Consider the following 25,678-nt stretch of genomic DNA (forward strand, 5'->3'; position numbering starts at 1 on the left):
CAAAGGTCGGTAGAGTTCGGCCGAAGCGGAGAGACTTTCGGTAAGAAAGGTTAATGGCACCGTACGGTAAGGCGTTGATGCTGAACCGAAATTTCTTGACTCTGCGAACGGTTACACGTATAACTTGTGACATGCTAGAAGAAGTGGGCAGACGACCCCGGGGATAACCCGATGGGTCGTTTTTTCGTTTCTCTCGTGCCGGAGACTACGCGCATGAGAGGTATAGACCTGAATGACTTTGATCACCCCAGAGCACGTAGAGTTGCAAACCGAAGACCTGTTGAACTCGGTCATCGGTACCATTCGCGATTTGCGCAAAGACATCGAGGCCCTCAGAGAACGGGTCCGCGCGTCGGATGATGCAGTGACAGCCCAGGGCTCCAAGACCGTGTCGCACGCCGTGACGCTGCTGGAGACCTGTCAGAAAGTGGAGAACCGCCTTGTCGAATGCCGCACAAAATCCGCAGGTATTGCCCACGGGGGCTACGCCCTCGATCTCGAAAGAGCACGGGCTTCGATTGGGTGCAAGCTGGCTCGGCTCCGCTGCACGCGACCTACAGGACCAATTTCTGAATGACCTCGACGAGGGAGAGCTTCTGGCTCTCCCTTTTTTGTTCGAGTTTTGGGCGATGGAACACCAGCTGCCGCCAGAGGGGGACTGGCGGTCCTGGGTAATCATGGGCGGGCGCGGCGCGGGCAAGACGCGCGCCGGGGCCGAATGGGTGCGCGCACAGGTAGAGGGTGCGCGGCCTTTGGATGAGGGCCGCGCGCGACGCGTGGCCCTTGTCGGCGAGACCTTTGATCAGGTTCGCGAGGTGATGATTTTCGGCGACAGTGGCATTCTGGCCTGTTCGCCACCCGACCGGATGCCCAGGTGGGAGGCCGGGCGCAAGCGGCTGGTCTGGCCCAACGGGGCGATTGCCACGGTGCATTCAGCCTATGACCCCGAGGGGTTGCGCGGGCCTCAGTTCGATGCGGCCTGGGTTGACGAGATGGCGAAGTGGAAAAAGGCCGAAGAGACATGGGACATGCTGCAGTTCGCGTTGCGGCTGGGTGATGATCCTCGAGTTTGTGTGACCACGACCCCGCGGAATGTGGCGGTGCTGAAGGCACTGCTGGCCGCCCCCTCGACCGTGCTGACGCAGGCACCGACGGAGGCGAACGCGGCCAATCTGGCGGCATCTTTTCTGGAGGAGGTGCGCGCGCGCTACAAGGGCACGCGTCTGGGTCGGCAGGAGTTGGACGGGGTGTTGCTGGAGGATGTGGAAGGCGCGCTCTGGACAACGTCGGCCATTGAAGCCACCCGGGTGCGCGAGGCGCCAAAGCTGGACCGGATCGTGGTGGCTTTGGATCCTTCGGTGACATCGGGCAGCAGTTCGGACGAATGCGGCATCGTAGTGGCGGGCGTGCAGATGAGCGGGCCGCCGCAGGACTGGCGCGCCTATGTGCTGGCCGATTGCACGGTGGCAGGCGCGACGCCCGCGGGCTGGGCGCATGCAGCGATCAATGCGATGGCGGAATACGGTGCCGACCGTCTGGTGGCCGAGGTCAACCAGGGCGGGCAGATGGTGTCGGAGGTATTGCGGCAGATTGATCCGCTGGTCCCCTACAAAGGGGTGCACGCCAGCCGCGGCAAGGTCGCGCGCGCGGAACCTGTGGCAGCGCTCTACGAACAGGGCCGCGTGCGGCATCTGCCGGGGCTGGACGGTCTTGAGGACCAGATGTGCCGCATGACGCTGCAGGGCTACGAGGGCAAAGGCTCGCCCGACCGGGTGGATGCGCTGGTCTGGGCCTTGCATGAATTGATGATCGAACCGGCAACGAAGTGGCGCGCGCCGCGTGTAAGATCGCTTTAACGGTTCGCGGAAAACCCTGTTTTTCCACATAAAGTCAAAGAGATGACGCACCGCACGGTACCTTGTCACCTTTGCAATCCCAATCACACAGTATTGCCCCCAAGCAAGATCAGCCCCGCGGCGAGAAGCCGGGGCGCAGGTCCCACGCCGTGCGGGCGATCACATGAGGAGCAGAACACATGGTTTTTGACTTTCTGAAGCAAGGCAGCGCCGCGAAGGTGGCCGAGCAGAAAGCGAGCGCGACCGGGCCCGTGGTGACCTATCAGACCTCCGGCCGCGTGGCCTGGAGCCCGCGGGATGCGGTGTCGCTGACCCGCACGGGGTTTTCGGGCAATCCGGTTGGGTTCCGGTCGGTCAAGCTGATCGCGGAGGCGGCGGCGGCGCTGCCGCTGGTACTGCAGGATGCCGAGCAGCGGTTTGACGTCCACCCGGTGCTGGATCTGGTGACACGGCCCAACCCAATGCAGGGGCGCGCGGAGCTGCTCGAGGCGCTTTACGCGCAGTTGCTGCTGACCGGCAACGGGTACATGGAGGCGGTGGCTCAGGACGGGGAAATGCCGTTGGAGCTGCACGTGCTGCGCTCGGACCGGATGAGCGTGGTGCCCGGCGCCGATGGCTGGCCCATTGCCTATGAATACGCCTTGGGCGGGCGCAAGCACCGCTTTGATGTCACCGGGCTGCAGGTACCGATCTGCCATATCAAGAGCTTTCACCCCCAGGATGACCACTACGGGTTCAGCCCGATGCAGGCGGCGGCGATGGCGGTTGATGTCCATAACTCCGCCAGCCGCTGGTCCAAGGCGCTGCTCGACAACGCGGCGCGCCCGTCCGGGGCGATTGTCTACCGCGGGGCCGAAGGCCAGGGGACCATGGCGCACGATCAATACGAGCGCCTCGTGAGCGAGATGGAGAGCCATCATCAGGGCGCACGGAATGCAGGCCGCCCGATGCTGCTGGAAGGTGGGCTCGACTGGAAACCCATGGGGTTCTCGCCCTCTGACATGGAGTTTCAGAAAACCAAGGAAGCGGCGGCGCGCGAGATCGCACTGGCCTTTGGGGTGCCGCCGATGCTGCTGGGGATCCAGGGCGATGCGACATACTCCAACTATCAGGAGGCGCACCGGGCGTTCTACCGGCTGACGGTGCTGCCACTTGCGACCCGGGTCACTGCGGCGCTGGCGCAGTGGATTGCGGGGTATACCGGCACACCGCTGGTGCTGAAGCCTGATCTGGATCAGGTGCCCGCCCTCGCGGCAGAACGCGATGCGCAGTGGCGCCGGGTGGCGGAGGCCGAGTTTCTGACAGAGGCGGAAAAGCGCGCGCTGCTGGGGTTGCCGGCGGTGAGTGCGGATGACTGAGCCCGGTATGGAGCGGTTTGAATGCGCACCGGGGCTGCGGCTGCAGGCACATGAGCGGGTCGTGGAGATCCAGCATGATCACATCATCCGGCGGCTCGACCGGGTCGAGGAAATGATGGAGCGGCTGGAAAAGAGGCTTTGGCTGACGGTCTACGGGATCGTCGCGATGATCCTCGGGGAAGCGCTGCAATCGGTGTTGGTGGCGGTGCCCTGAGCACTCATCAATCAGGCATATGAGGAGAATTCGAATGGACGAAGACAGGAAACTGGAGCGCAAGTTCGCCCGTTTCGGTGATGCGCTCGCGGTCGAGGACGGGTGCATGATCAGCGGCTATGCGAGCCTTTTCGGGGCCGTTGATCAGGGCAATGACGTGGTCGCCGCGGGGGCTTACGCAGCCTCGTTGACCTCGCTTCACGCACGTGGCGGCAAGGTCAAGATGCTATGGCAGCATGACGCCACCCAGCCCATCGGGATCTGGGAGGAAGTGCGCGAGGACGCGCGGGGCCTGTGGGTCAAGGGCCGGTTGCTCGATACGGTGGCGAAGGGTCGCGAGGCGGCAGCGCTGATTGAGGCGGGCGCCATCGATGGTCTGTCCATCGGCTACCGGACCCGGAAGGCCACCAAGAATTCCAAGGGCCAGAGGCTCTTGCAGGAACTGGAGCTGTGGGAAGTGTCGCTGGTGACCTTTCCGATGCTTCCCAGTGCGCGGGTTGCGGGCAAATCGGGTGAGACCGATGTGGACCGTTGCCTGCGTGACATGGCGTCCGTCTTTGCAGACGCGCGCGCCGATCTGGCGCGCCGCTGACGCGCATCTGTCATCGCGGTCGTGCGGGACACCCCTGAGCGACCCTTACATACCCTTTTTAGAGGATTTGCCATGAGCAAGACCGAGAGCAAAGCGGGGGATGCGTTGTCCCCGGCCGAGGATGTCAGGCAGGCCGTGAGCGGCTTTGTCACTGATTTCAAGACCTTCCAAACAGACATCGAGACGAAACTTCAACAGACAGAAGAGCGAGTGACCATGCTGGACCGAAAGACACAGAGCCCCCAACGTACCCCTCTGGGTGGTGCCATCGACGCGGGCGCACCCCATCAGAAGGCGTTCAACGCCTATGTTCGGACGGGTGAGGATGACGGGCTGCGCGGGCTGGAGATGGACATCAAATCGCTGTCCACGGCCGTGAATTCCGACGGTGGCTATCTGGTCGATCCTCAGACATCGGACTCGGTCAAATCGGTGCTGAACGCCACCGCGTCGATCCGGTCCATTGCGTCCGTGGTCAACGTCGAGGCCACGTCCTACGACGTGCTGGTCGATCACAGCGACGTGGGCAGCGGCTGGGCGACCGAAGACGGGACGCTCACCGAGAGCGATACACCGCTGATCGACCGGATCACCATCCCCCTGCATGAGCTGAGCGCGCTGCCGAAAGCGTCGCAGCGGTTGCTGGACGATGCTGCATTTGACATCGAAGGCTGGCTGGCCTCGCGGATTGCGGACAGATTTGCTCGTGCCGAGGCAGAAGCCTTTGTCAACGGCAACGGCAACGACAAGCCCCGCGGTTTCCTGCGTAGCGACACCATCGCCAACGACAACTGGCGTTGGGAGCGGCTGGGCTATGTGGCCAGCGGCGAAGCAGGCGACGTGAACGCGGATGCGATCATCGATCTGGTCTACGCCCTTGGGGCGGAATACCGCGCCAATGCGACCTTCGTGATGAACTCCAAGACAGCTGGTCTTGTGCGCAAGCTCAAGGATAACGACGGGCGCTTCCTGTGGTCCGACGGTCTGGCGGCCGCGGAGCCTGCGCGTCTGATGGGCTACCCTGTGCTGATCGCCGAGGACATGCCGGACGCGGAAAATAATGCCATGGCGATTGCCTTTGGTGATTTCGCCGTGGGCTACACCATCGCAGAGCGTCCCGACCTGCGCGTGCTGCGCGATCCCTTCAGCGCCAAGCCGCACGTGCTGTTCTATGCGACCAAGCGCGTTGGTGGTGCGGTGAGCGACTATGCCGCGATCAAGCTGCTGAAATTCGGCGTCTCCTAAAGGAGATGACGATACCGGCGCGGGGGTGATCTCTCGCGCCGGGCCGGGCGTGTGCCGCGATATCCCGTGTTGTCTAGCTGCTCCCCTCCGACCGAGCAATGCGGATGGTGCACGCCCGGTTCGAGGTGGGCCGGGAGCAAGGAATTGGAGATTTTCGATGATGTTGATCGAAGAAACGACGCTGCGGGATGCAGCGCTGCCAGTCGAGGAGTTCAAGGCGCATCTGCGGCTGGGGACCAGCTTCGGTCAGGAGAGCGCCCAGGATGAAGTGCTGGCCGGATTTCTGCGCGCTGCCATGGCGGCCATCGAGGCGCGGACTGGTAAGGTGCTGATGAGCCGACCCTTTGCGTGGACGCTGAATTTCTGGCGCGACCGGGATCGTCAGCTGCTGCCTGTGGCACCGATTTCGGTGCTGAGCCGGGTGGTGTTGACGGCGCGGGACGGCACGCAAGAAGAGGTTGATCCGGCGGCCTACTGGCTGGAGCGGGACGGGCAACGGCCCTTTCTACGCGCGGCCGGTTCTGCCTTGCCGACGATCCCGCCGGGTGGATCTGCGCTGGTGGGTTTTGAGGCAGGCTACGGTCCAGGCTGGACCGACCTGCCCCCCGATCTGCGCCAGGCGATGCTGTTGCTGGCGGCGCATTACTATGAGTACCGCGATGAGACATCGCTGAGCGAGGGTTGCATGCCGTTCGGCGTGAGCAGCCTGATCGAACGGTACAAGCTGGTGCGGCTGGGCTCGGGAGCGCTGAGATGAGCACGCCGCATCTGAACCGCAAACTGGTGCTGGAGGCGCCGCAGCGGCTGTCGGACGGCGCTGGTGGCTACATCGAAAGCTGGCAGGCGCTCGGCACGGTCTGGGCCCGGGTCGACGCGCGCACGGGCCGCGAGACCGCGCGCGGAGACGCACCCGTCTCGACCCTGAGCTACCGGATCATCGTGCGCGGTGCGCCCTTTGGTGATGCGCAGCGACCCGCGCCCGAGCAGCGGTTTCGGGAAGGCACGCGGCTTTTCTACATTCGCGCCGTGGCGGAGCATGACATCCGCGGACGGTATCTCACCTGCTTTGCGAGCGAGGAGACTGCGGTATGAGCTATGCCATGTCAGGCGCGCTGCAGGCCGCCCTATACGATGCGCTGATCGCGGATGAGACCCTGGGCGGCCTCGTCGGTGCTCAGATTTACGACGCGATCCCCACCGGCGCACTGCCGGAGACCTATGTGAGCCTCGGACGGGAGCAGGCACGTGATGCCTCCGATCAGACGGGCGACGGGGCGCTGCACACGGTTGAGGTGCTGGTGATCACCACACAGCCCGGATTTGCGGGCGCCAAGGCAGTCGCGGCGGCGGTGTCAGATGCCTTGCACGATGCAGATCTGGCGCTCGCGCGCGGTCGGCTGGTGTTCCTGCGGTTCCAGCGTGCCGAGGCCCGGCGGATCGAGCGCAACAGTACCCGCGAGATCCGGATGCGCTTCCGCGCGCGGGTCGAGGACAGATAGATTTCCATACTCATAGAGGAGAGACCCCATGGGTGCTCAGAACGGAAAAGACCTTCTGATCAAGGTCGATATGACAGGCAGCGGCAGCTACGCGACGCTGGCAGGGCTGCGGGCGACACGTGTCAGCTTCAACGCCGAGACGATTGATGTGACCAGCCTGGAGAGCCAGGGCGGCTGGCGTGAGCTGTTGGCAGGGGCGGGCATGCGTTCCGTTTCGATCAGCGGATCGGGCGTGTTTCGCGATGCGGACACTGATGAACGGGCGCGGCAGCTGTTCTTTGACGGCGAAGCCCCGGCATTTCAGGTCGTGATCCCGGATTTTGGTGTCGTCGAAGGTCCGTTCCAGATCACCGCCATCGAATATGGCGGCAGCCACAACGGCGAGGCGACCTATGAGGTGTCACTGGCGAGTGCCGGTGCGCTGAGCTTTTCGGCGATCTGAGCATGGCAAATCCTTGGAGGGGTGATGTGGCCTTGGTCATTGATGGCGAAAGCTGCGTGATGCGGCTGACGCTCGGAGCGCTGGCGGAGCTGGAGGCGGGCATGGCTGCGGACAGTCTGATGGCCATGGTCGAGCGGTTCGAGAGCAGTAACTTTACCAGCCGGGACGTGCTCGCCCTGCTTGGCGCCGGTTTGCGCGGCGGTAAATGCGGGGTGAGCGAGGACGCGCTGTACCACGCGGAGATTGCGGGTGGGCCGATTGCGGCGGCACGGGCGGCCGCGGAGCTGCTAGCCCGCGCCTTTACGGTGCCGGAGGCGTGAGCCGCCTGGATTGGCCCGCGCTGATGCGGCTCGGTCTGCGGGGGCTGGCGCTGGAACCGGAGGTGTTCTGGTCGCTGACGCCCGCGGAGCTGCAGGTGATGCTGGCCGATCCACAGGCGGGGGCGCCGCTGCTGAGCACCGGGCTCGATGCGCTGATGGCAGCCTACCCGGATCAAGACAAGAAGGATGACAGCTATGACAGATGACAGCGGATTTGACGATCTGGAAGGGCGCGCGGAAGGGTTGAACGATACTTTGGGTCAGACCGGTGTGCTCGTCTCGGGGTTCGACACCGAACTCAAGCGGATGCAGACTTCGCTGCAGGCCACCGGACGTGACATCGCCGTGCTGGAGCGCGGGTTGACGAGCGGGTTGCGCAAGGCGTTTGACGGTGTCGTCTTTGACGGGCTGAGCTTGTCCGGCGCGCTCGACACGCTGGCCAACAGTCTTGTGAACACCGCCTACAATGCTGCCATCAGCCCGGTGACCAAACAGGTCGGCGGACTGCTGGCGCAGGGCGTGGACGGTCTGCTGGGCGGTATCCTGCCCTTTGCTGACGGGGCGCCCTTTAGCCAGGGCCGTGTGATGCCCTTTGCCACCGGCGGGATTGTCAGCGGTGCCACGCCTTTCGGCATGCGCGGCGGTATGGGGATCATGGGCGAGGCGGGACCCGAGGCGATCATGCCGCTGGCGCGCGGGCCCGATGGCAAGCTGGGTGTGCGGGGCGCTGGCGGTGGCGGGCAGTCCATCGTGATGAACATCACGACCCCTGATGTGCAGGGGTTCCAGCGCAGCCAGGGTCAGATCGCTGCACAGATGAGCCGGGCGCTTGGGCGCGGGCAACGCAATCGCTAGGAAAAAGGGAGCAGGTTCATGCAGTTCCATGAAGTGAGATTTCCCGCGACGCTGAGTTTCGGCTCGGTCGGCGGGCCGGAGCGGCGCACCGATGTGGTGACGATCAGCAACGGGTATGAGGAGCGCAATTCGCCCTGGGCCCATTCGCGGCGCCGGTATGATGCGGGCATGGGCATGCGCTCGCTCGACGATATCGAGGCGCTGATTGCGTTTTTTGAAGCGCGGTTCGGGCAGCTCTTTGGGTTTCGCTGGAAGGATTGGTCCGATTACCGCTCTTCCAAGCCGTCAGTACCGATCTCCGGGCTGGATCAGGTCTTGGGGCAGGGCGACGGGAGCGCGACGCGGTTCGCGCTGGTCAAGACCTACCGTTCCGGTGAGCATGGCTACGCGCGCCCGATCAGCAAGCCCGTTGAGGGCACGGTGAAGGTTGGCGTCGCGGGCAGTGAACTGGTGGAAACCGCGGATTTCGCGGTGGATTATGCCACGGGCGAGATCAGTTTTGCGGTGCCGCCCGCTGCCGGCGCCGAGGTCACTGCCGGATTTGAGTTTGACGTGCCGGTCCGCTTCGACACGGACCGCATCCAGACCAGCATTGCGAGCTTTCAGGCAGGTGAAGTGCCCAATGTGCCGATTGTAGAGGTGCGCATCTGATGGCCGAGATGAATGCAGAGCTGAAGGCGCATCTTGAGGGTGGGTTAACCACCGTCGCGCATGCCTGGTCGATTACGCGCAAGGATGGCGTGGTGCTGGGCTTTACCGATCACGATCGCGATCTGAGTTTCGACGGGATCCGTTTTCGGGCCGACACCGGACTGAGTGCGTTGGCGCTGAGCCAGAGCACAGGGCTGTCGGTGGACAATACCGAAGCGCTCGGCGCGCTGAGCGATCTGGCGATCCGGGAGGATGAGATCGAGCAGGGGCGTTTCGATGACGCCGAGGTGCGGGCGTGGCTGGTGAACTGGCAGGACGTGAGCCAGCGGTGGATGCAGTTTCGCGGTACCATCGGTGAGTTGCGCCGGGCCGATGGTGGATTTCAGGCCGAGTTGCGCGGGCTGACAGAAACGCTGAACCAGCCCTTGGGTCGGGTCTATCAGAAACCCTGCACAGCGGTTCTCGGCGACAAGGCCTGCGGTTTTGACCTGAGTGCGCCGGGGTTTTCCATTGAGTTGCCCATTGAGGGTCTGAGCCAGTCACGGGTGTTCCGCTGGGCCGGATTTGGCGGGTTCGAGACCGGCTGGTTTGCCCGCGGACGTATGGAAGTGCTGAGCGGGGCCGCCGCCGGGCTTTGGGGAATGGTCAAGCAGGACCGTTTCGAAGGGAACGACCGGGTGATCGAGTTGTGGGAGGCCGTGCGGGCGCCCTTGGCAGCGGGTGACATCGTCCGGGTGATCGCCGGGTGTGACAAGCGCAGTGAGACCTGCCGGTTGAAATTCGCCAATCTCGTGAACTTCCAGGGCTTTCCCGATGTGCCGGGTGAGGACTGGATGCTCGCGGTGCCGAAATCCACCGGGACCAACAGCGGCGGGAGCCTGAGATGACACCACAGCAGCAAGCGCTCATCGCAGAAGCGCGCAGTTGGATCGGCACGCCTTATGTCCATCAGTTCGCGGTCAAAGGGGCCGGGACCGATTGTCTGGGTCTGGTCAGAGGGCTGTGGCGCACGCTTTACGGTGCTGAGCCCGAGCCGGTGCCGGCCTATTCGATGGACTGGTCCGAGCCGCAGGGCGAAGAACGTCTGTGGGATGCGGCGTTGCGGCATTTCGAGCCGAAGCCGCTGGAGGAGGAGGCGCCGGGCGATGTGATCCTTTTCCGCATGCGCCACAACGCGGTGGCCAAGCATCTGGGTGTGGTCGCAAATGTGGGCGCACACCCCAGCTTTATCCACGCCTACGCACGCTATGGCGTCGTCGAAAGCGCGTTGAGCGTGCCGTGGCGGCGCCGGATCGTCGCACGGTTTCAATTCCCCGGGGGGGCTGTCTGATGGCAACGATTGTTTTATCCGCAGCGGGTGCTGCTGCCGGCGGCGCCATTGGTGGCAGCTTTGCGGGCCTGTCCACGGCGGTCATCGGGCGCGCGGTAGGGGCGACCATCGGTCGGGTCATCGACCAGAAGCTGATGGGGCAGGGCTCCGAAGTTGTGGAGACCGGCAAGGTCGACCGCTTTCGCATTTCCAGCGTCGGCGAGGGCGAGGCGCTGGCGCAGGTTTACGGGCGGATGCGGTTGGGAGGTCAGGTCATCTGGGCGTCCGATTTTGCGGAGACCGTGACGGTCTCCAGCAGTGGCGGCGGCGGCGGCAAGGGCAGCCCGAGCCAACCCAAGAGCAAGACGCGCAGCTATAGCTATTCGGTCAACCTGGCCGTTGCCATCTGCGAGGGTGAGATCACGCGCATCGGGCGCATCTGGGCCAATGGCGAGGAAATCGCGCCCGATGATCTCAATATGCGGATCTACAAGGGGCGTGGCGATCAACTGCCTGATCCCGTGATCGAGGCGATCGAGGGCAGCGGGTCGGTGCCGGCCTATCGCGGCACCGCCTATGTGGTTTTCGAGAACCTTGCGCTGGAGCAATTCGGCAACCGGATCCCGCAGTTCTCCTTTGAGATCTCGCGACCCGAACAGCTGGATCAAGAGACGGCGGAACTGGCGCTGACCTACGCCATCAAGAGTGTCGCAATGATCCCGGGCACGGGTGAGTATTCGCTGGCCACAACGGCGGTGCATTACACCAGCGGTCCCGGTAGCCGGTGGAGTGCAAACGTCAACACACCCGCCGCCAAGACAGATTTTTCCGCTTCGCTGGACGCACTGGTCGAAGAGCTTCCGAATTGTCAGGCGTCTTCGCTTGTCGTGTCCTGGTTTGGTGATGACCTGCGCTGCGGCTCCTGTGCAGTGAGGCCTCGGGTCGAAAAAAAGCAGTTCGACGGTGAGAACATGCCCTGGTCTGTCAGCGGGCTGACGCGGGCGAGCGCCCTGGCGATGCCACAGGATGACGGCCGCCCGATCTATGGCGGCACACCCACGGACCAGTCTGTCGTGCAGGCGATCCGGGCGATCAAGGCGGCGGGGCAGGAGGTGTTGTTCTACCCGTTCATCCTGATGGACCAACTCGGCGATAACACCCTGCCCAGCCCCTACGCTCCGGGCGAGATGCAACCGAGTCTGCCTTGGCGCGGACGGATTACCTTGTCGGTCGCACCGGGCCTCGACGGCTCGCCGGACGGGACGGCGGAAGCGGATACGCAAGTCGCCGCCTTCTTTGGAGCAGCGCGCGCGGCGCATTTCAGCGTCTCGGGCAGTTCCGTCGTCTACGGCGGACCCGCGGAGTGGTCGTTTTCGCGCTTCATCCTGCATTACGCAGCGCTGTGCAAAGCCGCGGGCGGGGTTGAGGCCTTTTGCATCGGCACCGAGATGCGCGGGCTCACACAGATCCGCGGCGCTGAAAACCGCTTCGTCGCAGTCGAGCGTTTGCGCAGTGTCGCCGCCGACGTGCGCGCGATCCTCGGACCGCAGACCAAGATCACATACGCTGCCGACTGGAGCGAGTACTTTGGCTATCAGCCTCAGGATGGCTCGGGGGATCGGTATTTTCACCTGGATCCGCTCTGGGCCGATCCGAACATCGATTTCATCGGGATCGACAATTACATGCCGATGTCCGACTGGCGTGAGGGGGACAGCCATCTCGATGCCAAGGTGGGCTCCATTTATGATCTGGACTACCTGCGCGGGAACATCGCCGGGGGCGAGGGGTATGACTGGTACTACGCGTCCGAAGAGGCCGCGGCAGCTCAGGAGCGCACGCCGATTGAGGATGGTGCCCATGATGAGCCCTGGATCTATCGTTACAAGGACATCAAGAACTGGTGGTCCAACGCGCACCACGAACGTATCGGCGGTGAGCGTGCGGCCCAGCCGACCGCCTGGGTGCCGGGTTCCAAGCCCGTGTGGTTCACCGAGATGGGGTGCGCTTCCATTGACAAGGGGACCAATCAGCCCAACAAGTTCCTTGATCTGAAATCCTCGGAGAGCAGCTTGCCGAAGTATTCCAACGGTGCGCGCGATGACTTCATTCAGGCGCAGTATCTGCGGGCAATGGTCAGCTTTTGGGGAGAGGTTGAGAATAACCCGGTTTCGGAGATCTATGGCGGGCCGATGGTCGATATGGACCGGGCCTTCGTCTGGGCCTGGGACGCGCGGCCCTATCCGTATTTTCCCAACAATGCCGGTCTCTGGAGCGATTCGGAGAACTACGCGCGGGGGCATTGGATCAACGGGCGGACCTCGGCGCAGTCGCTGGCATCGGTTGTTGCCGAGATCTGTACCCGTGCCGGGGTGCCAGCCTTTGATACCAGCAAGCTCTATGGATCGGTGCGCGGCTATACCGTGGGCGATGTGAACAACGCGCGGGCGGCCTTGCAGCCCCTGATGCTGCGCTACGCCTTCGATGCGGTGGAACGGGACGGGCAGCTGATCTTTACCATGCGCGATGGCAAGACACCGGTGCCGCTCACCCGCGATATGCTGGCGCTGAGTGATGAGCTGGACGGGACGCTGGAGCAGGCCCGCTCCTCCGAGGCAGAGATGGCCGGACGCGTGCGGTTGCGGTTCGTTCAGGCGGATGCGGAGTTCGATGTGTTGGCCGAGGAGGCGGTTCTGGCCGACGAGCGGACCCATTCGGTGTCGACATCGGAGGTGCCCATGGCGCTGACGCGCGGGGAGGGGCGCCAGGTGGCCGAGCGGTGGCTGACCGAGGCACGGATCGCGCGTGAGGCCATTCGCTTTGCGCTGCCGCCGTCCTGTCTGACGCTGGGCGCGGGGGATGTGGTCGAACTCAGCGGTGATCAGAGCGAGGGGCGTTCCCTCTACCGGATCGACCGGGTGGAGCAGGGCGCATTGCAGATTGTCGAGGCCATCCGCATGGAGCCCGATGTCTATACCTCCGCCGAGATGATCGACGATCTGCCGAGCCCGCGTGCCTTTTTGCCGTCGGTGCCGGTGTCGACGCTGTTTCTCGACCTGCCGCTGATGACCGGGGACGAAACTCCGCACGCGCCCCATGTGGCCGTGACCTCGCAGCCCTGGCAGGGGTCGGTCGCGATCTACCAGTCCCCCGCCGATAGTGATTTCCGGCTGGTGGGCCAGATCTCCGCGCGTTCGACAATCGGCGTGACGCAATCGACTTTGGCTGCCGCACCCATGGGCCGTCTGGATCGGGGGGCGCCGCTGCAGGTCAAGCTGGTGAGCGGTGCGCTCAGTTCCGTTGAGCTGAGTACGATGCTGGCGGGCGCCAATCTGGCCGCGATTGGCGATGGTACGCCGGACAACTGGGAGATCATCCAGTTCGCCGGTGCGGAACTGGTGGCGCAGGATACCTACCGGCTGCACACGCGGCTGCGCGGACAGCTGGGCAGCGACGGGCTGATGCCCGACGTCTGGCCGGAGGGGTCGTGGTTCGTGCTGCTCAATGGGTTTCCCGAGCAGCTGGACCTGAGCCGCAACCTGCGCCGTGTCGATCAGACCTACCGGATCGGTCCTGCGCGCAGGCCGGTCGATGATATCTCCTACGTGCAGGAGAGCCATGCGTTCAACGGCAATGGCGAGCGGCCCTATGCGCCGGTACATCTGCGTTGCGCGCGGGAGACGGACGGGACACTGGCGATTTCCTGGGTGCGGCGGACGCGGCTGGACGGAGATGGCTGGGACGTGCCGGATGTGCCGCTGGCGGAGGAAAGCGAGCAGTATCTGCTGCGCGTGGTCCGGGGAGATGCCGTGCTGCGGGAGGTGACCGTGACTGCGCCGGGCTGGCGCTACGGCTCCGAAGCACAGCTGGCGGATAGCGCGGATGGGAACATCGAAATCGAGGTGGCGCAGCTTTCGTCTGTCTTTGGGGCAGGTCTGTGGCGCCGCATGATGGTGATGGTCTAGGGGCAGGAACGGGAGGGGGGAAGCCTCCTCACCTCCATCGAGGAGGATCGGAGGCTGTCCGGCCCGGGGGGCCGGGGCGCGGGAGCCGAAGGGTGCGCCTCGCTTTGTCCGGTGAGAGTGTCTGTCGCGGTCCGATAAGGCGGGGTTCCGGTCCTATTCCGGATCGTCATTCACCCCATCACAGGTTTGCGTTTGGTTTTCGGGCGGGAGTTGCGCTAGACAGGCGATGAAAGGATGATCGCCATGGCTGAACTCAAACCCCGTATCGCGGAAATTGACCCTGTCTGGGACCAGATTTGCACCGAAGCGCGTCAGGCGGCACAGGATGAGCCCTTGATGGGCGGGTTTTTGCACGCCTGTATCCTGCATCACAAGAGCATCGAAAAGGCACTGTCCTACCGGATCGCGGCCAAGCTAGCCTCCAACGAGATGTCGATGGTGGTGGTGCGCGAGATGGTCGAGGAGGCCTACGCCCAGGATCCTGCATTGGTACAGGCGGCGCGGGCGGATCTGATGGCGATTTTCGAGCGGGATCCTGCCTGCCACCGGTTGCTGCAGCCGATCCTCTACTTCAAGGGATATCAGGCGATGCAGGCCTACCGGGTCGGGCATCATCTTTGGAAGCACGGTCACCGCGACCTGGCCTATTTCGTGCAGATGCGGGTGTCGGAGATTTTCGGGATGGACATTCATCCGGCCGCACGAATCGGCAAGGGGATCATGATCGATCACGCTCATTCCGTCGTGATTGGCGAAACGGCGGTGGTGGGTGACAATGTCTCGATGCTGCATTCCGTGACGCTGGGTGGAACCGGCAAGGAAGAAGAGGACCGTCACCCGAAGATCGGCGATGGTGTGCTGATCGGAGCAGGGGCGAAGGTGCTGGGAAACATCACGGTCGGGCATTGCAGCCGCATCGCTGCGGGATCGGTCGTGCTGGAGCCGGTGCCGCCGTGCAAGACGGTGGCGGGGATCCCGGCGCGGATCGTCGGCGAGGCCGGCTGCGATCAGCCGTCGATTTCCATGAACCACATGCTGGGCCCGAAGGACTGAGCTGCCGGTCAGGTGACTGTTGGGTTGGTTGAGGTCGGCGGGGTCGGCTTGGGATATGGCCCCGATGGCGTCGATTGGGACATCCGCGCAATCGGTGACCGCGGTCGGCGGAATACGCCGATCCCCACATGCTTTGCATTGGTTAAGACAAATGCCGGTTGGCCTCCGGATAGGGGGGCCTTGGCGGGCGCTCTGGATTGAGCCTCGTCCTACATTGATCCGGCGCGCGTCGGTGTCCGATTCCAAGCCGCCTTCGCCCCCGGCCCTGTTTGGGCGGTTGTGTGATGCGAGAGAAATCCGGTTCCGCAGGGCGCAGCCTTGTTGAGCGCTGTGCCGAGTGTACGCTTGAGTGGAAGGCCCTCAGTGAGCTGTCGATAGGTCGGAGTTGATGTGCTGGCACGGGACCCACGACCTGACCACTGCCGATACCCGACACGAGAGGCGCTCAATGGTCAGAGCTGCGGCCCAAGGTCAGAGGCCGAATGCGAAAGCCCGCTCGAACCGGCCCTCAGCATTGAACCAACAGGGGCGCTGGCTGTCACTGGCGCGCACGGACCCTTTTAACGTGAAGCTCTGCCTCCAGCGAGGAGGCCAGCGAGGCGAGCCGTGCTTCGGCCACCTCTCCGAAGAGCGGGATCATGTCGGGTGTTAGCCGCAGGTGCAGTTCCTTCTTTTTGGGGAACCACCGCAGGGTCCCGCGTTCCGCGTCCTGTGTCATCCACAGCATCGAGCCAAAGCGCATCGCCTTGCCGAGGATTTCCGCCTGTCGCTGGCTGGGCTCGTCGATCAGCCCGTAGAGATCCTCGAACCGGGTGCCTTCACGCTTGTTGGAGTAGCGGTGCAGCAGGGCGAGGCCCAGAAATATCCGTTCCGAATGCTTCAGCCCGCCGAGGTTCGCGCGGGTTGCATTGTCAAAACAGGTCTCCGCCCGGTAGTCGGGATGCGCGCGCCAGCTGACGTCGTGCAAGAGACAGGCGGCCTTGATCAGCCGCCGCTGGGGTTCGGGCACAGTGCGGAAGATGGGGTGGATGAAGGCGTAGAGCAGCTTGCCAAACCCCGGCATCCGCGCATCCTTGGCCTCGGCAAAGCGGCAGGCTTCGATCAGCGGATCGCGGTCGCGCAGGCGCTGCGGCATCTGCTCGTAGAGCATGCCCTCGCGGATGCCGTAGCTGGAAATGGCGATGTCCTTTGGGCGGAAGGTGTTGACCAGACGGCTGAGCACCTCCGCGGCGAGTGGTACGAGCGACATGCGTGCGGCCGAGATCCCGCAGGCGGCGCGCAATTCGTCGAGATCCGCGTTTTCGATGAACTTGGCCGTGGCGCTGACGCTGCGGGCGGTCATGCGGTATTCGTGCAGCACGTGCAGCGGATAGCTGCGCCGGTACATGTCGATGCGCGCGATGGCCCGCCACGACCCGCCGACCAGAAACAGCCGGTCGCGCTGTTTGCCCAGGCTGTCCTTGAGGTCTTGCATGACGTCCTTGATATGCGCCTTGCGGGCCTTCTTGCCGCCCTTGATCTCCTGCAGCTTCAGCGGCCCGAGAGAGGAGGTGACGCGGCGGCCCACGCGGCCGTCCGAGATCTCCGCCAGCTCCATGGAGGAGCCGCCGATATCGCAAACCAGCCCGTAAGAGCCCGGCCAGCCCAACAGCACGCCCTGGGCAGAAAGCCGGGCCTCCTCTTCACCGTCAATCACCCAGATGCGCAGGCCGGTTTCGCGCAGGACCTCTTCGCGAAACTCCTGGCCGTCGCGGGCGTCGCGTACCGCTGCCGTGGCCACCACGGTGAGCTCCGGCAGGCCCATGCCCCGCGCCAGATGCTGAAACCGGCGCAGGGCGCTGAGGGCGCGCACGCGTCCCTTGGGGTTCAGACACCCGCTTTCCGACAGCCCCGCTCCCAGGGCGCACATGATCTTTTCGTTGTAGAAATAGGCAGGCGAGCGCGCCGCGCCATCGAACACAACCAGCCGGACCGAGTTCGACCCCACATCCACCACGCCGACCCGCGCCAGCGCCCGCGCGCTCGGGTCCTCAAAGAGCGGCCTGCCAAAGAGCCCGGCGTCGGGCGTCTCGATCTGCGCCATCTCCTCGGCGGGCAGGTTCGTTCCGTGGTTCATGGCATCTTCCGCAGCTGTGCTGGCGTCACCCTGTTGAAGAAACACACCTCCGTCAACTGCTGGTACGGGCTCAATCCTCGGTGTGGGTCAGCTTGGGCACGTCACCCGCACCAGCGGATCCGCGCCCGGACAGCGACGGGTTTTCCATGAAGAACCGGTGGCAGTTGAAAGCAAAGGTGCCCTCCTCCAGCGGGGGGCGGGTGAAGGTCCCGTCAGGGCCCATGACCCAGCTTTGGGCAACATCAGCGAGGTTGGCCGCCATGATCTGGCTGACGATCTGGGCCTTGACGGTGGCGTTCTCGATCTCCACCAGCGTCTCCACCCGGCGGTTGAGGTTGCGGCCCATCCAGTCGGCCGACGAGATGAAGACGCGCGATTTCTTGTGCGGCAGCCCGTGGCCATTGCCGAAACAAACGATGCGCGAATGCTCCAGAAACCGGCCCACGATGGATTTGACGCGGATATTGTCGCTGAGCCCCTTGATGCCGGGCCGCAGCCCGCAGATGCCGCGAATGACGAGGCTGATGGCGACGCCCGCCTGGCTGGCGGCGTAAAGCGCGTCGATCACCTCGCTGTCGATCAGCGAATTCATCTTGGCCCAGATCGCGGCGGGTTTGCCATCAAGCGCGTGCTGCGCTTCTGCCGCGATCAGTTCCAGCAGGCGGGGTTTCAGCGTGGTGGGAGAGATGGCGAGATTGCTCAGGCTGTCGGGCTGGGCATAGCCGGAGAGGTAGTTGAACACCTTGGTAGCGTCGCGCCCGAGATTGGGATCGGAGGTAAAGAGCGACAGGTCGGTGTAGATGCGCGCGGTGATGGGATGATAATTGCCGGTGCCATAATGGGTATAGGTCACCAGCTGGTTGCCCTCGCGCCGGACAATGGTGGAGATCTTGGCGTGGGTCTTGAGGTCCAGAAAGCCGTAGACCACATGCGCGCCCGCGCGTTCCAGTCTGCGCGACTGACGGATGTTGGCGGCCTCATCGAAGCGCGCCTTGAGCTCGACCAGGGCGGTCACGGATTTGCCGTCTTCCGCCGCCTCGCAGAGCGCCTCCACGATCGGGCTGTCGCGCGAGGTGCGGTATAGCGTCTGCTTGATCGCCACCACCTGCGGGTCGCGTGCCGCCTGCTGCAGAAACCGGATCACCATGTCGAAGGTCTCGTAAGGGTGGTGCAGCAGCATGTCTTTGGAGCGGATTGCGGCGAGCATATCGCCATCGTGGTCGGTCACACGCTCCGGCACGCGCGGGGTGAAGTTGGGCCAGAGCAGATCTGGCCGGGCATCGAGCACCAGCTCCTTGAGATCCGCGGCCCCGATCATGCCGTTGATCTCGATCACTTCCTCGGGGCCCACGTCTAGCTCTTCCATGATCACCGATTTGAGCGCCTTGGGCGCCCCCGCCGAATGGGTCAGCCGCACGACCTCGCCGCGGCGGCGGCGTTTCAGGGCGACCTCGAATTCGCGCACCAGATCCTCGGCCTCTTCTTCCACCTCCAGATCGCTGTCCCGCAACACGCGAAATTCGAAATGCGCCTTGAGCTTGTAGCCCGGAAAAAGGCTGCCGATGTTGAGCAGCAAGAGCTCTTCGAGCGGCAGAAAACGGTGATGCCCGTCGGGCGCAGGCAGGGCCACGAAGCGTTCGATCTGCGCGGGAATGGGCAGCAGTGCCTGCAGGGGGCGTTTGTCCTTGATGCGCTCCAGCTGCAGGGCCAGCGCATAGCCGGTGTTGGGAATGAAGGGGAAGGGATGCGCCGGATCAATGGCCAGCGGCGACAGCACGGCAAAGACCTGTGTCAGAAAGACCTCCTCCAGATAGCGGCGATCTTCCGGCGTCAGATCGGGGCCGCGCAGGACGCAGATATTCTCCGCCTCCATCTCCTTGAGGAGTGTCACCAGCACGCGCTGCTGGGTCTCCAGCAGGCTGCGGGCGTTGTCGTTGATCAGGGTCAGTTGCTCGGCGGGGCTCAGCCCGTCGGCGGCGGGGGTCGTGTTGCCTGCATGGGCCAGCTCGCGCAGACCCGCGACCCTTACGGTGTAGAATTCATCCAGGTTCGCCGCCGAGATCGACAGAAACCGCAGCCGTTCCAGCAGGGGCACGCGCGGGTTCTCGGCCTCTTCGACCACGCGCCAGTTGAACCCCAACCAGCTGAGTTCGCGGTTGAAAAACCGACCGGGCCCGCTGGCGTCCAGGTCGGGCATGTCGGTGGCGGCAGGAAAGTCGGCGGCGAGGAAATCGGCTTGGGTCATGTCGGCCCTTCTGCTCGGGGTGTGTAACGGTGTCGTGACACTATCGCGCGGCGGGCTTCACCTTGTCCAGCAGCGGGGCGGCCAATTGACGGGTCACCGGGCGCTTTTGGGCGAGCGATGCCGCATCAAGCCGCGCCACCAGATCACGTGCAGCGGCGAACGATCGGTCCATGCGGGCCGTGAGATAGGGGATCACATCCGCCTTGGGCGTCAGCTGCCGGTCGGCGAAGAGTTTGGCCAGCACGGCAGCGAGCAGTGTATCATCCGGCGGCTCCAGCGCGGCCATCTGGGCGGCGGCGATCCGGCTGGCGAGATCGGGCAGGGTCAGCCCCCAGTCGCGCGGGGCGCCTTCGCCGGTCATCAGCAGCCGGTTGCCGTTGGCCAGCACGAGGTTGTGGAGGTGAAAGAGCGCTGTCTGAGCCTCGGCGGAGATCCCCGGTACATCTTCGACCGCGACGCAGCCGTCGGCCAGCGCGGGCACATCCGCGTTCTGCAGGCTGTGCGCCGCGACGATCCCTGCGCCGGTCCGCGCGGCCCAGACATGGGTGAGATGGGTCTTGCCCGCGCCCTCTGGTCCGATCAGCACCAGCCGGTCGGCATCATCGCTGTCGATCATCGCCACGGCGACGGCGTTGGAGGGGGCGACGAGGAAATCGGCGCGGCCCAGGGCAGGGATGCCCGGCAGGTCAAAACCAAGCTGTTCGGGCATGTTAGTCCCCGTCCGCCTCGGAGGTGCCGCGGTAGAGCAGGGAGTGTTTGTACTGTGTCACGCCGAACCGGGCGATCACTCCCAGGGCCGCGGCGACAGGTACGGCGACCAGCATGCCCACAAAGCCAAAGGCGGCCCCGAAGACCGACAGCGCCAGAATCAGCCAGACCGGGTGCAGACCCACGGAATCGCCGACCAGCTTGGGCGTCAGGATGTTGCCTTCGACCACCTGACCCACGACGAAGATCCCTGCCACCAGCCCGATGGAGACCCAATCCCCCCAGAACTGAAAGAGCGCGAGGCCAATCGCCAGGGCGCCGCCGATGAGCGCGCCCAGATAGGGAATGAAGGTCACGAGCCCCGCGATGAATCCCACCACGAGGCCGAATTGCAGGCCAACGATCATCAGCGCGATGGCATAGTAGGTGCCAAGGATCAGGCAGACCGTGCCCATGCCGCGGATAAAGGACGCCAGCGTGGCGTCGATGTCACGGGCCAGCTGGCGGATGGTGTCCGCATGATCGCGGGGCAGCAACTCGTCGATGCGGGCCACCATGCGGTCCCAGTCGAGCAGCAGATAGACGGAGACGACCGGCACGATCACCAGCAGAACGACCACATTGAGCAGCGACGCCACCGAGCCCAGTGCCGTCTCCAGCAGCTGCGCACCGCGGCTCTGGATCGTCTCGCCCAACTGCCCGATGGACTGCCGCAGGGTCGATCCTGCGTCGAGCAGCGAGGGCACGCGCTCGGTCAGAAAGGTGGTGATGCTCTTAGCATACTCAGGGGCCACGTTGACGAGTTGCAGCGCCTGATTGGTCAGCATCGGCACCACCAGCAGCGCCATCAGCACGAACACCAGCAACCCTGCGATGGTGATGATCGCGGTCGCGGCCACCCGGCTCAACCCCAGCCGTTCGAACCGGTCGGCCACGGGATCGAGGAAATAGGCGATGGCCCCGCCCAGAATGAATGGCAGCAGCACCTGACCAAGCGCCCAGAGCAGCCCGACAAAGACCGCCGCAGCGATGCCCCAGTAAAGCAGTTGTTTGTGAACTGGCAGGGCCATGTGGTGCTCCGCTCCGGCGTTTCTTTCCACATTGCGCATGCGGGCCGGTCTTGCAAGGTCAGTGCGGCAGATTGGCGGGTTTGGGCGCTGATGACAGCCCGGTTTCACGATTGCGGGCCTCAGCGCTTTGGCCTAATCAGGGGGCCAATCACCTGCCAGAGGATCTCTCATGCGCCTGTCCCGCTATTTCCTGCCCGTGCTGCGCGAAAATCCTGCCGAGGCGCAGATCGTCAGCCACCGCCTGATGCTGCGCGCGGGCATGATCAAACAGAGCGCGGCAGGCATCTATTCCTGGCTGCCCATGGGCTTCAAGGTGCTGCGCAAGATCGAGAACATCGTGCACGAAGAGCAGGTCCGCGCAGGCCATATCCCGATGCTGATGCCGACGCTGCAGCCCGCTGATCTGTGGCGCGAAAGCGGGCGCTATGATGCCTACGGCCCCGAGATGCTGCGCATCCGGGACCGTCAGGACCGGGATATGCTCTTTGGTCCCACCAATGAGGAGATGATCACGGACATCTTCCGCAGCCACGTGGGCAGCTACAAGGACCTGCCCATGACGCTCTACCACATCCAGTGGAAATTCCGTGACGAGATGCGTCCTCGGTTCGGCGTGATGCGGGGCCGCGAATTCCTGATGAAGGACGGCTATAACTTCGATCTGACTAAGGAAGACGCGCTGCACGCCTACAACCGTCATCTGGTCAGCTACCTGCGCACCTACGAGCGTATGGGGCTGCAGGCGATCCCGATGCGGGCGGACAGCGGCCCCATCGGCGGGGATGATACGCATGAATTCCTGGTGCTGGCGGAGACGGGCGAATCGGAGGTCTTCTACGACAGCGCCGTGACCGATCTGAGCTTCGGCGACCGCGAGATCGACTATGACGACGTGGCGCAATGCGCGGGCGTGTTGGAGGAGTTCACCTCCCGCTATGCCCGCACCGATGAAACCCACGACCCTGCGCTTTTTGAGCAGGTGCCCGAGGAGCGCCGCAAGGTCGCCCGTGGCATCGAGGTGGGTCAGATCTTTTACTTCGGCACCAAATACTCCGAACCCCTTGGGGCGACCGTGCAAGGTCCCGATGGCAAGCCCGTGCCCGTGCATATGGGCAGCCACGGCATCGGTGTGAGCCGTCTGGTCGGCGCCATCATCGAGGCGAGCCACGATGACAAGGGCATCATCTGGCCCGAGGGTGTCACGCCCTTTCACTGCGGGATCGTCAACCTGAAACAGGGCGATGCGGAAGCCGACGCGGCCTGCGACAGTCTCTACCGGAGCCTGACCGCTCTGGGGCTGGAGCCGCTCTACGATGACCGCAGCGAACGGGCAGGGGCGAAGTTTGCCACGATGGATCTGATTGGCTTGCCCTGGCGCATCACCGTGGGGCCGCGGGGCCTCAAGAACGGCGTGGTGGAGCTGACCAGCCGCCGCACGGGCGAGAGCGAGGAACTGCCGCCCGAAGAGGCGGTCAAGAAGGTAGCCGCGATCTACAGCGGCCATCACGGTGTCGAGCACGTGGAGATGATGGGCGGCCGCGCGTTCCACACCTATATCTGAGCCTTTGCGCGGCGGCGCGGGGTTTGCTAAGCTGACGGTGCTGCCTTGGGGGCGACGAGGAGTTTCGCCATGATCCTGCGCGCCATCACGCTGGCAGCGGGGCTGACAGGTGCTTTTGCAGCAGCCCAGTTCCCCAGCTTTTCGCAACAGTATCTGCAACGGCTGGGCGGTGCTGTGGATGCGCTGCATCAGGTGGTGGCGGATTTCGACCGCTCCGCCGCAGCCGAAGGGCTCAGCCGCGATCAGGCGCTGGCTCAGCTTAAGGGCAGCGATTTTCTCGACCGCAGGCGCGCGGATATGGCCCGCAGCATCGCGCGGCACAGCCGGTTGCGCGCCGATCTGGCCGCGCTCAAGGGGCAGGGGCCGTTCATGCGCGCCACCCGGATCACACACCTCAGCGACCGGGAGATCGCGCTGCGCACCTGGCAGGCCTTTGAGCCTGCGGTGCCGCTGACGACGGCGTCAGCTCTCTTTGCCATCGGCGGCTTCGCGCTCGGCTGTTTTGGTGTCGGGCTGGCTGCGGCGGTGCTGCGCAGACCCCGGCGCAGACAGCCTGCTTGACCCTCCCCCGGCAAAGCATCAGGTTGCGCGCAAGCCCACCGGACAGGATACCTCATGGCTCAAGCGACCGCCCCTTTTGCCCCGTTCGAGTGGATGATCGCCTGGCGCTACCTGCGCGCGCGCCGCGCCGAAGGCGGTGTCAGCACCATGACCTGGATCAGCGTGATCGGCATTACGCTGGCGGTCTTTGCGCTGATCGCGACGCTGGCGGTCCGCTCGGGCTTTCGCGCGGAGTTCGTGGACACCATTCTGGGCGCCAATGCGCATGTCACGGTGTACTCTCTGGGCGAGGTGAGCCCGAACGGCCAGATCGACCGCTCCATCCCCGAATATGCGACCTGGGCGGAGGCGCTGGCCGCCGTGCCGGGCGTGACGCGCGCGGCTCCGCTGATCCGGGGGCAGGTCATGGCCGCCTACCAGGGCCGGAACGCGGGGGTCGAAGTGCTCGGGATCAGCGCCGACAACCTCGCTGGCCTGCCGCGTATCGCCGACCCGCAGACGGCGCAGGGCGACATCGGGGATTTTGCGAATGGCATCGCCCTCGGCTCCGGTGTGGCGCGCACGCTGGGGGTGGGTGTCGGAGACCGGATCCGCCTGATCTCCCCCGACGGGGTCAAGACAGCCTTTGGCACCTCGCCGCGCATCAACGGCTATGACGTCACCTATATCTTCAGCGCCGGGCGCTATGACATCGACCAGACCCGCGCCTATCTGCCCTTCGAAGAGGCGCAATCCTACTTTAATCGCGAAGGGATAGCGGACGAAATTGAAGTGATGGTTGAGGAGCCGGAAGAGGTGAGGGCCTACACGCCGACGCTGTTGCAAGCTGCGGGGGATCGCGCGCAGGTCTGGACCTGGCAGGACGCCTCGGGCGGATTTCTGCGCGCGCTGGAGGTGGAGGACAACGTGATGTTCATCATCCTCTCCATTCTGGTGCTGATTGCCGCGATGAACATCGTCTCTGGCCTGATCATGCTGGTCAAGAACAAGGGGCGCGACATCGGCATCCTGCGCACCATGGGGCTGAGCCAGGGATCCGTCATGCGGGTGTTTTTCATCTGCGGCGCGGCCACCGGGCTGATCGGCACGCTGTTGGGGGTGATCCTCGGCGCGCTCTTCGCGCTTTATATCGACCCCATTTTTGCCTTTGTGAATGTGGCCATGGGCGGTGGCGTCTGGGATCCGTCGATCCGCGGGATCTACGCGCTGCCCGCAGAGCTGCATCTGCGCGACGTGCTGGCCGCCGTTGGCCTGTCACTGGGCCTGTCTTTCATCGTGACGATCTTTCCGGCCCGGCGCGCGGCACGTCTGAACCCGGTGGAGGCGCTGCGCTATGAGTGAGCCGGTGCTGCAGCTCAGCGGGATTGCCAAGTCCTACAACCGTGGCACGCCCGGAGAAGTCACCGTGTTGCAGGGCATTGACCTGCAAATCGCAGCGGGCGAGATCGTGGCGCTGGTCGCCCCCTCGGGTGCAGGCAAATCCACGTTGCTGCATATCGCGGGGCTGCTGGACCGGGCGGATGCCGGGCGTGTCGCGATGGGCGGCACCGACATGACCGATCTGGGGGACGGAAAGCGCACTGCGGCGCGGCGCACGGACGTGGGCTTTGTCTACCAGTTTCACCACTTGCTGCCCGAGTTCTCTGCGATGGAAAACATCCTGTTGCCGCAGCTGGCCAATGGTGTGGCCCGTCGCACGGCGGAGACGCGGGCCCGCAGCCTTTTGTCCGATGTGGGGCTGGAGGCCCGGGCCGAGCACCGGCCTGCGGCCATGTCCGGTGGCGAGCAACAGCGGGTCGCCTTTTGCCGGGCACTTGCCAACCAGCCGCGTCTGCTGCTCGCCGATGAGCCCACCGGCAACCTGGATCCGGCAACCTCTGATCAGGTCTTCGCGGCGCTGATGGGGCTGGCACGGGGCACCGGGCTATCGGCGCTGATCGCCACGCATAACATGGATCTCGCCGCCCGCATGGATCGCCAGATCCGGCTGGAGGCGGGCCGCCTGATCGCTGCATGATGCTTGACGCCGCGACCGCGTTGCGTCCAACCTGAGCGGCA

The 25,678-nt window shown here is 64.5% G+C and carries 26 protein-coding genes; 22 read left to right on the forward strand and 4 right to left on the reverse strand.

Going from position 1 to position 25,678, the window contains the following annotated elements:
* Window positions 1–232 precede the first annotated feature (232 nt).
* From Q1A53_RS00845 to cysE, 18 genes are all read left to right on the forward strand, one after another.
* Window positions 233–577 carry a hypothetical protein gene (locus tag Q1A53_RS00845; RefSeq protein WP_299962027.1) on the forward strand — a complete coding sequence of 115 codons (345 nt, stop codon included), beginning with the start codon at window positions 233–235 and terminating at the stop codon, window positions 575–577.
* A gap of 52 nt (window positions 578–629) precedes the next feature.
* On the forward strand, window positions 630–1,856 hold the full coding sequence (locus tag Q1A53_RS00850) for a terminase family protein (RefSeq protein ID WP_299962029.1): 1,227 nt from the start codon (window positions 630–632) through the stop codon (window positions 1,854–1,856).
* A 179-nt stretch (window positions 1,857–2,035) separates the two neighbouring features.
* A complete protein-coding gene (locus Q1A53_RS00855) occupies window positions 2,036–3,214 on the forward strand; it encodes a phage portal protein (RefSeq protein WP_299962031.1) in 1,179 nt (392 codons plus the stop codon).
* On the forward strand, window positions 3,207–3,428 hold the full coding sequence (locus Q1A53_RS00860) for a hypothetical protein (RefSeq protein ID WP_299962033.1): 222 nt from the start codon (window positions 3,207–3,209) through the stop codon (window positions 3,426–3,428). The genes Q1A53_RS00855 and Q1A53_RS00860 overlap by 8 nt, the downstream gene beginning before the upstream one ends.
* A 34-nt stretch (window positions 3,429–3,462) precedes the next feature.
* Window positions 3,463–4,020, forward strand: coding sequence for an HK97 family phage prohead protease (locus tag Q1A53_RS00865; protein ID WP_299962034.1), 558 nt, complete (start codon window positions 3,463–3,465; stop codon window positions 4,018–4,020).
* A 72-nt stretch (window positions 4,021–4,092) separates the two neighbouring features.
* Window positions 4,093–5,265, forward strand: coding sequence for a phage major capsid protein (locus tag Q1A53_RS00870; protein ID WP_299962036.1), 1,173 nt, complete (start codon window positions 4,093–4,095; stop codon window positions 5,263–5,265).
* Window positions 5,266–5,422: 157 nt separating this feature from the next.
* Window positions 5,423–6,022: a head-tail connector protein gene (locus tag Q1A53_RS00875; protein ID WP_299962038.1), complete on the forward strand. Its 600-nt coding sequence runs from the start codon at window positions 5,423–5,425 to the stop codon at window positions 6,020–6,022.
* The gene (locus tag Q1A53_RS00880; protein ID WP_299962040.1) at window positions 6,019–6,357 is read left to right on the forward strand and encodes a head-tail adaptor protein; all 339 of its coding nucleotides are present in this window, start codon (window positions 6,019–6,021) and stop codon (window positions 6,355–6,357) included. The genes Q1A53_RS00875 and Q1A53_RS00880 overlap by 4 nt, the downstream gene beginning before the upstream one ends.
* Window positions 6,354–6,764, forward strand: coding sequence for a DUF3168 domain-containing protein (locus Q1A53_RS00885; RefSeq protein WP_299962042.1), 411 nt, complete (start codon window positions 6,354–6,356; stop codon window positions 6,762–6,764). Before Q1A53_RS00880 ends, Q1A53_RS00885 begins: the two co-directional genes overlap by 4 nt.
* A 28-nt stretch (window positions 6,765–6,792) precedes the next feature.
* The gene (locus Q1A53_RS00890) at window positions 6,793–7,206 is read left to right on the forward strand and encodes a phage major tail protein, TP901-1 family (protein WP_299962044.1); all 414 of its coding nucleotides are present in this window, start codon (window positions 6,793–6,795) and stop codon (window positions 7,204–7,206) included.
* Window positions 7,207–7,208: 2 nt separating this feature from the next.
* Complete coding sequence (locus Q1A53_RS00895; RefSeq protein WP_299962046.1) at window positions 7,209–7,526, forward strand: gene transfer agent family protein; 318 nt, start codon at window positions 7,209–7,211, stop codon at window positions 7,524–7,526.
* Window positions 7,523–7,732 carry a rcc01693 family protein gene (locus Q1A53_RS00900; RefSeq protein ID WP_299962048.1) on the forward strand — a complete coding sequence of 70 codons (210 nt, stop codon included), beginning with the start codon at window positions 7,523–7,525 and terminating at the stop codon, window positions 7,730–7,732. The genes Q1A53_RS00895 and Q1A53_RS00900 overlap by 4 nt, the downstream gene beginning before the upstream one ends.
* The gene (locus Q1A53_RS00905) at window positions 7,722–8,381 is read left to right on the forward strand and encodes a phage tail tape measure protein (protein ID WP_299962050.1); all 660 of its coding nucleotides are present in this window, start codon (window positions 7,722–7,724) and stop codon (window positions 8,379–8,381) included. Before Q1A53_RS00900 ends, Q1A53_RS00905 begins: the two co-directional genes overlap by 11 nt.
* Window positions 8,382–8,399: 18 nt before the next feature.
* Window positions 8,400–9,032, forward strand: a complete 633-nt coding sequence (locus Q1A53_RS00910) for a DUF2460 domain-containing protein (RefSeq protein ID WP_299962052.1) — start codon at window positions 8,400–8,402, stop codon at window positions 9,030–9,032.
* Window positions 9,032–9,919 carry a DUF2163 domain-containing protein gene (locus Q1A53_RS00915; protein ID WP_299962054.1) on the forward strand — a complete coding sequence of 296 codons (888 nt, stop codon included), beginning with the start codon at window positions 9,032–9,034 and terminating at the stop codon, window positions 9,917–9,919. The genes Q1A53_RS00910 and Q1A53_RS00915 overlap by 1 nt, the downstream gene beginning before the upstream one ends.
* On the forward strand, window positions 9,916–10,362 hold the full coding sequence (locus Q1A53_RS00920; RefSeq protein WP_299962056.1) for a peptidase: 447 nt from the start codon (window positions 9,916–9,918) through the stop codon (window positions 10,360–10,362). Before Q1A53_RS00915 ends, Q1A53_RS00920 begins: the two co-directional genes overlap by 4 nt.
* Window positions 10,362–14,306, forward strand: coding sequence for a glycoside hydrolase TIM-barrel-like domain-containing protein (locus tag Q1A53_RS00925; protein ID WP_299962057.1), 3,945 nt, complete (start codon window positions 10,362–10,364; stop codon window positions 14,304–14,306). The genes Q1A53_RS00920 and Q1A53_RS00925 overlap by 1 nt, the downstream gene beginning before the upstream one ends.
* Window positions 14,307–14,549: 243 nt before the next feature.
* Window positions 14,550–15,359 carry a serine O-acetyltransferase gene (gene cysE / locus Q1A53_RS00930; RefSeq protein WP_299962059.1) on the forward strand — a complete coding sequence of 270 codons (810 nt, stop codon included), beginning with the start codon at window positions 14,550–14,552 and terminating at the stop codon, window positions 15,357–15,359.
* A gap of 538 nt (window positions 15,360–15,897) precedes the next feature.
* Here cysE and Q1A53_RS00935 read toward each other — a convergent pair.
* The 4 genes from Q1A53_RS00935 to Q1A53_RS00950 all read right to left on the reverse strand — a co-directional run bounded on the left by Q1A53_RS00935 (window position 15,898) and on the right by Q1A53_RS00950 (window position 21,498).
* Window positions 15,898–17,442, reverse strand: coding sequence for a Ppx/GppA family phosphatase (locus Q1A53_RS00935; RefSeq protein WP_299963026.1), 1,545 nt, complete (start codon window positions 17,440–17,442; stop codon window positions 15,898–15,900).
* Between the two features lie 103 nt (window positions 17,443–17,545).
* Window positions 17,546–19,720: an RNA degradosome polyphosphate kinase gene (locus Q1A53_RS00940; RefSeq protein ID WP_299962061.1), complete on the reverse strand. Its 2,175-nt coding sequence runs from the start codon at window positions 19,718–19,720 to the stop codon at window positions 17,546–17,548.
* Between the two features lie 40 nt (window positions 19,721–19,760).
* Window positions 19,761–20,429 carry a DnaA/Hda family protein gene (locus Q1A53_RS00945; RefSeq protein WP_299962063.1) on the reverse strand — a complete coding sequence of 223 codons (669 nt, stop codon included), beginning with the start codon at window positions 20,427–20,429 and terminating at the stop codon, window positions 19,761–19,763.
* A 1-nt stretch (window position 20,430) separates the two neighbouring features.
* A complete protein-coding gene (locus tag Q1A53_RS00950; RefSeq protein ID WP_299962065.1) occupies window positions 20,431–21,498 on the reverse strand; it encodes an AI-2E family transporter in 1,068 nt (355 codons plus the stop codon).
* Between the two features lie 169 nt (window positions 21,499–21,667).
* On the opposite strand from Q1A53_RS00950, the gene proS reads away from it, so the two are divergent.
* The 4 genes from proS to Q1A53_RS00970 all read left to right on the forward strand — a co-directional run bounded on the left by proS (window position 21,668) and on the right by Q1A53_RS00970 (window position 25,637).
* Complete coding sequence (proS, locus tag Q1A53_RS00955; protein ID WP_299962067.1) at window positions 21,668–23,059, forward strand: proline--tRNA ligase; 1,392 nt, start codon at window positions 21,668–21,670, stop codon at window positions 23,057–23,059.
* Window positions 23,060–23,128: 69 nt separating this feature from the next.
* Window positions 23,129–23,620, forward strand: coding sequence for a DUF2937 family protein (locus Q1A53_RS00960; protein WP_299962068.1), 492 nt, complete (start codon window positions 23,129–23,131; stop codon window positions 23,618–23,620).
* A 54-nt stretch (window positions 23,621–23,674) separates the two neighbouring features.
* A complete protein-coding gene (locus Q1A53_RS00965) occupies window positions 23,675–24,961 on the forward strand; it encodes a lipoprotein-releasing ABC transporter permease subunit (RefSeq protein WP_299962070.1) in 1,287 nt (428 codons plus the stop codon).
* Window positions 24,954–25,637, forward strand: a complete 684-nt coding sequence (locus Q1A53_RS00970) for an ABC transporter ATP-binding protein (RefSeq protein WP_299962072.1) — start codon at window positions 24,954–24,956, stop codon at window positions 25,635–25,637. The genes Q1A53_RS00965 and Q1A53_RS00970 overlap by 8 nt, the downstream gene beginning before the upstream one ends.
* Window positions 25,638–25,678: the final 41 nt, after the last annotated feature.

It is taken from the genome of uncultured Roseobacter sp., from assembly GCF_947496515.1.
Classification (GTDB): domain Bacteria; phylum Pseudomonadota; class Alphaproteobacteria; order Rhodobacterales; family Rhodobacteraceae; genus Roseobacter.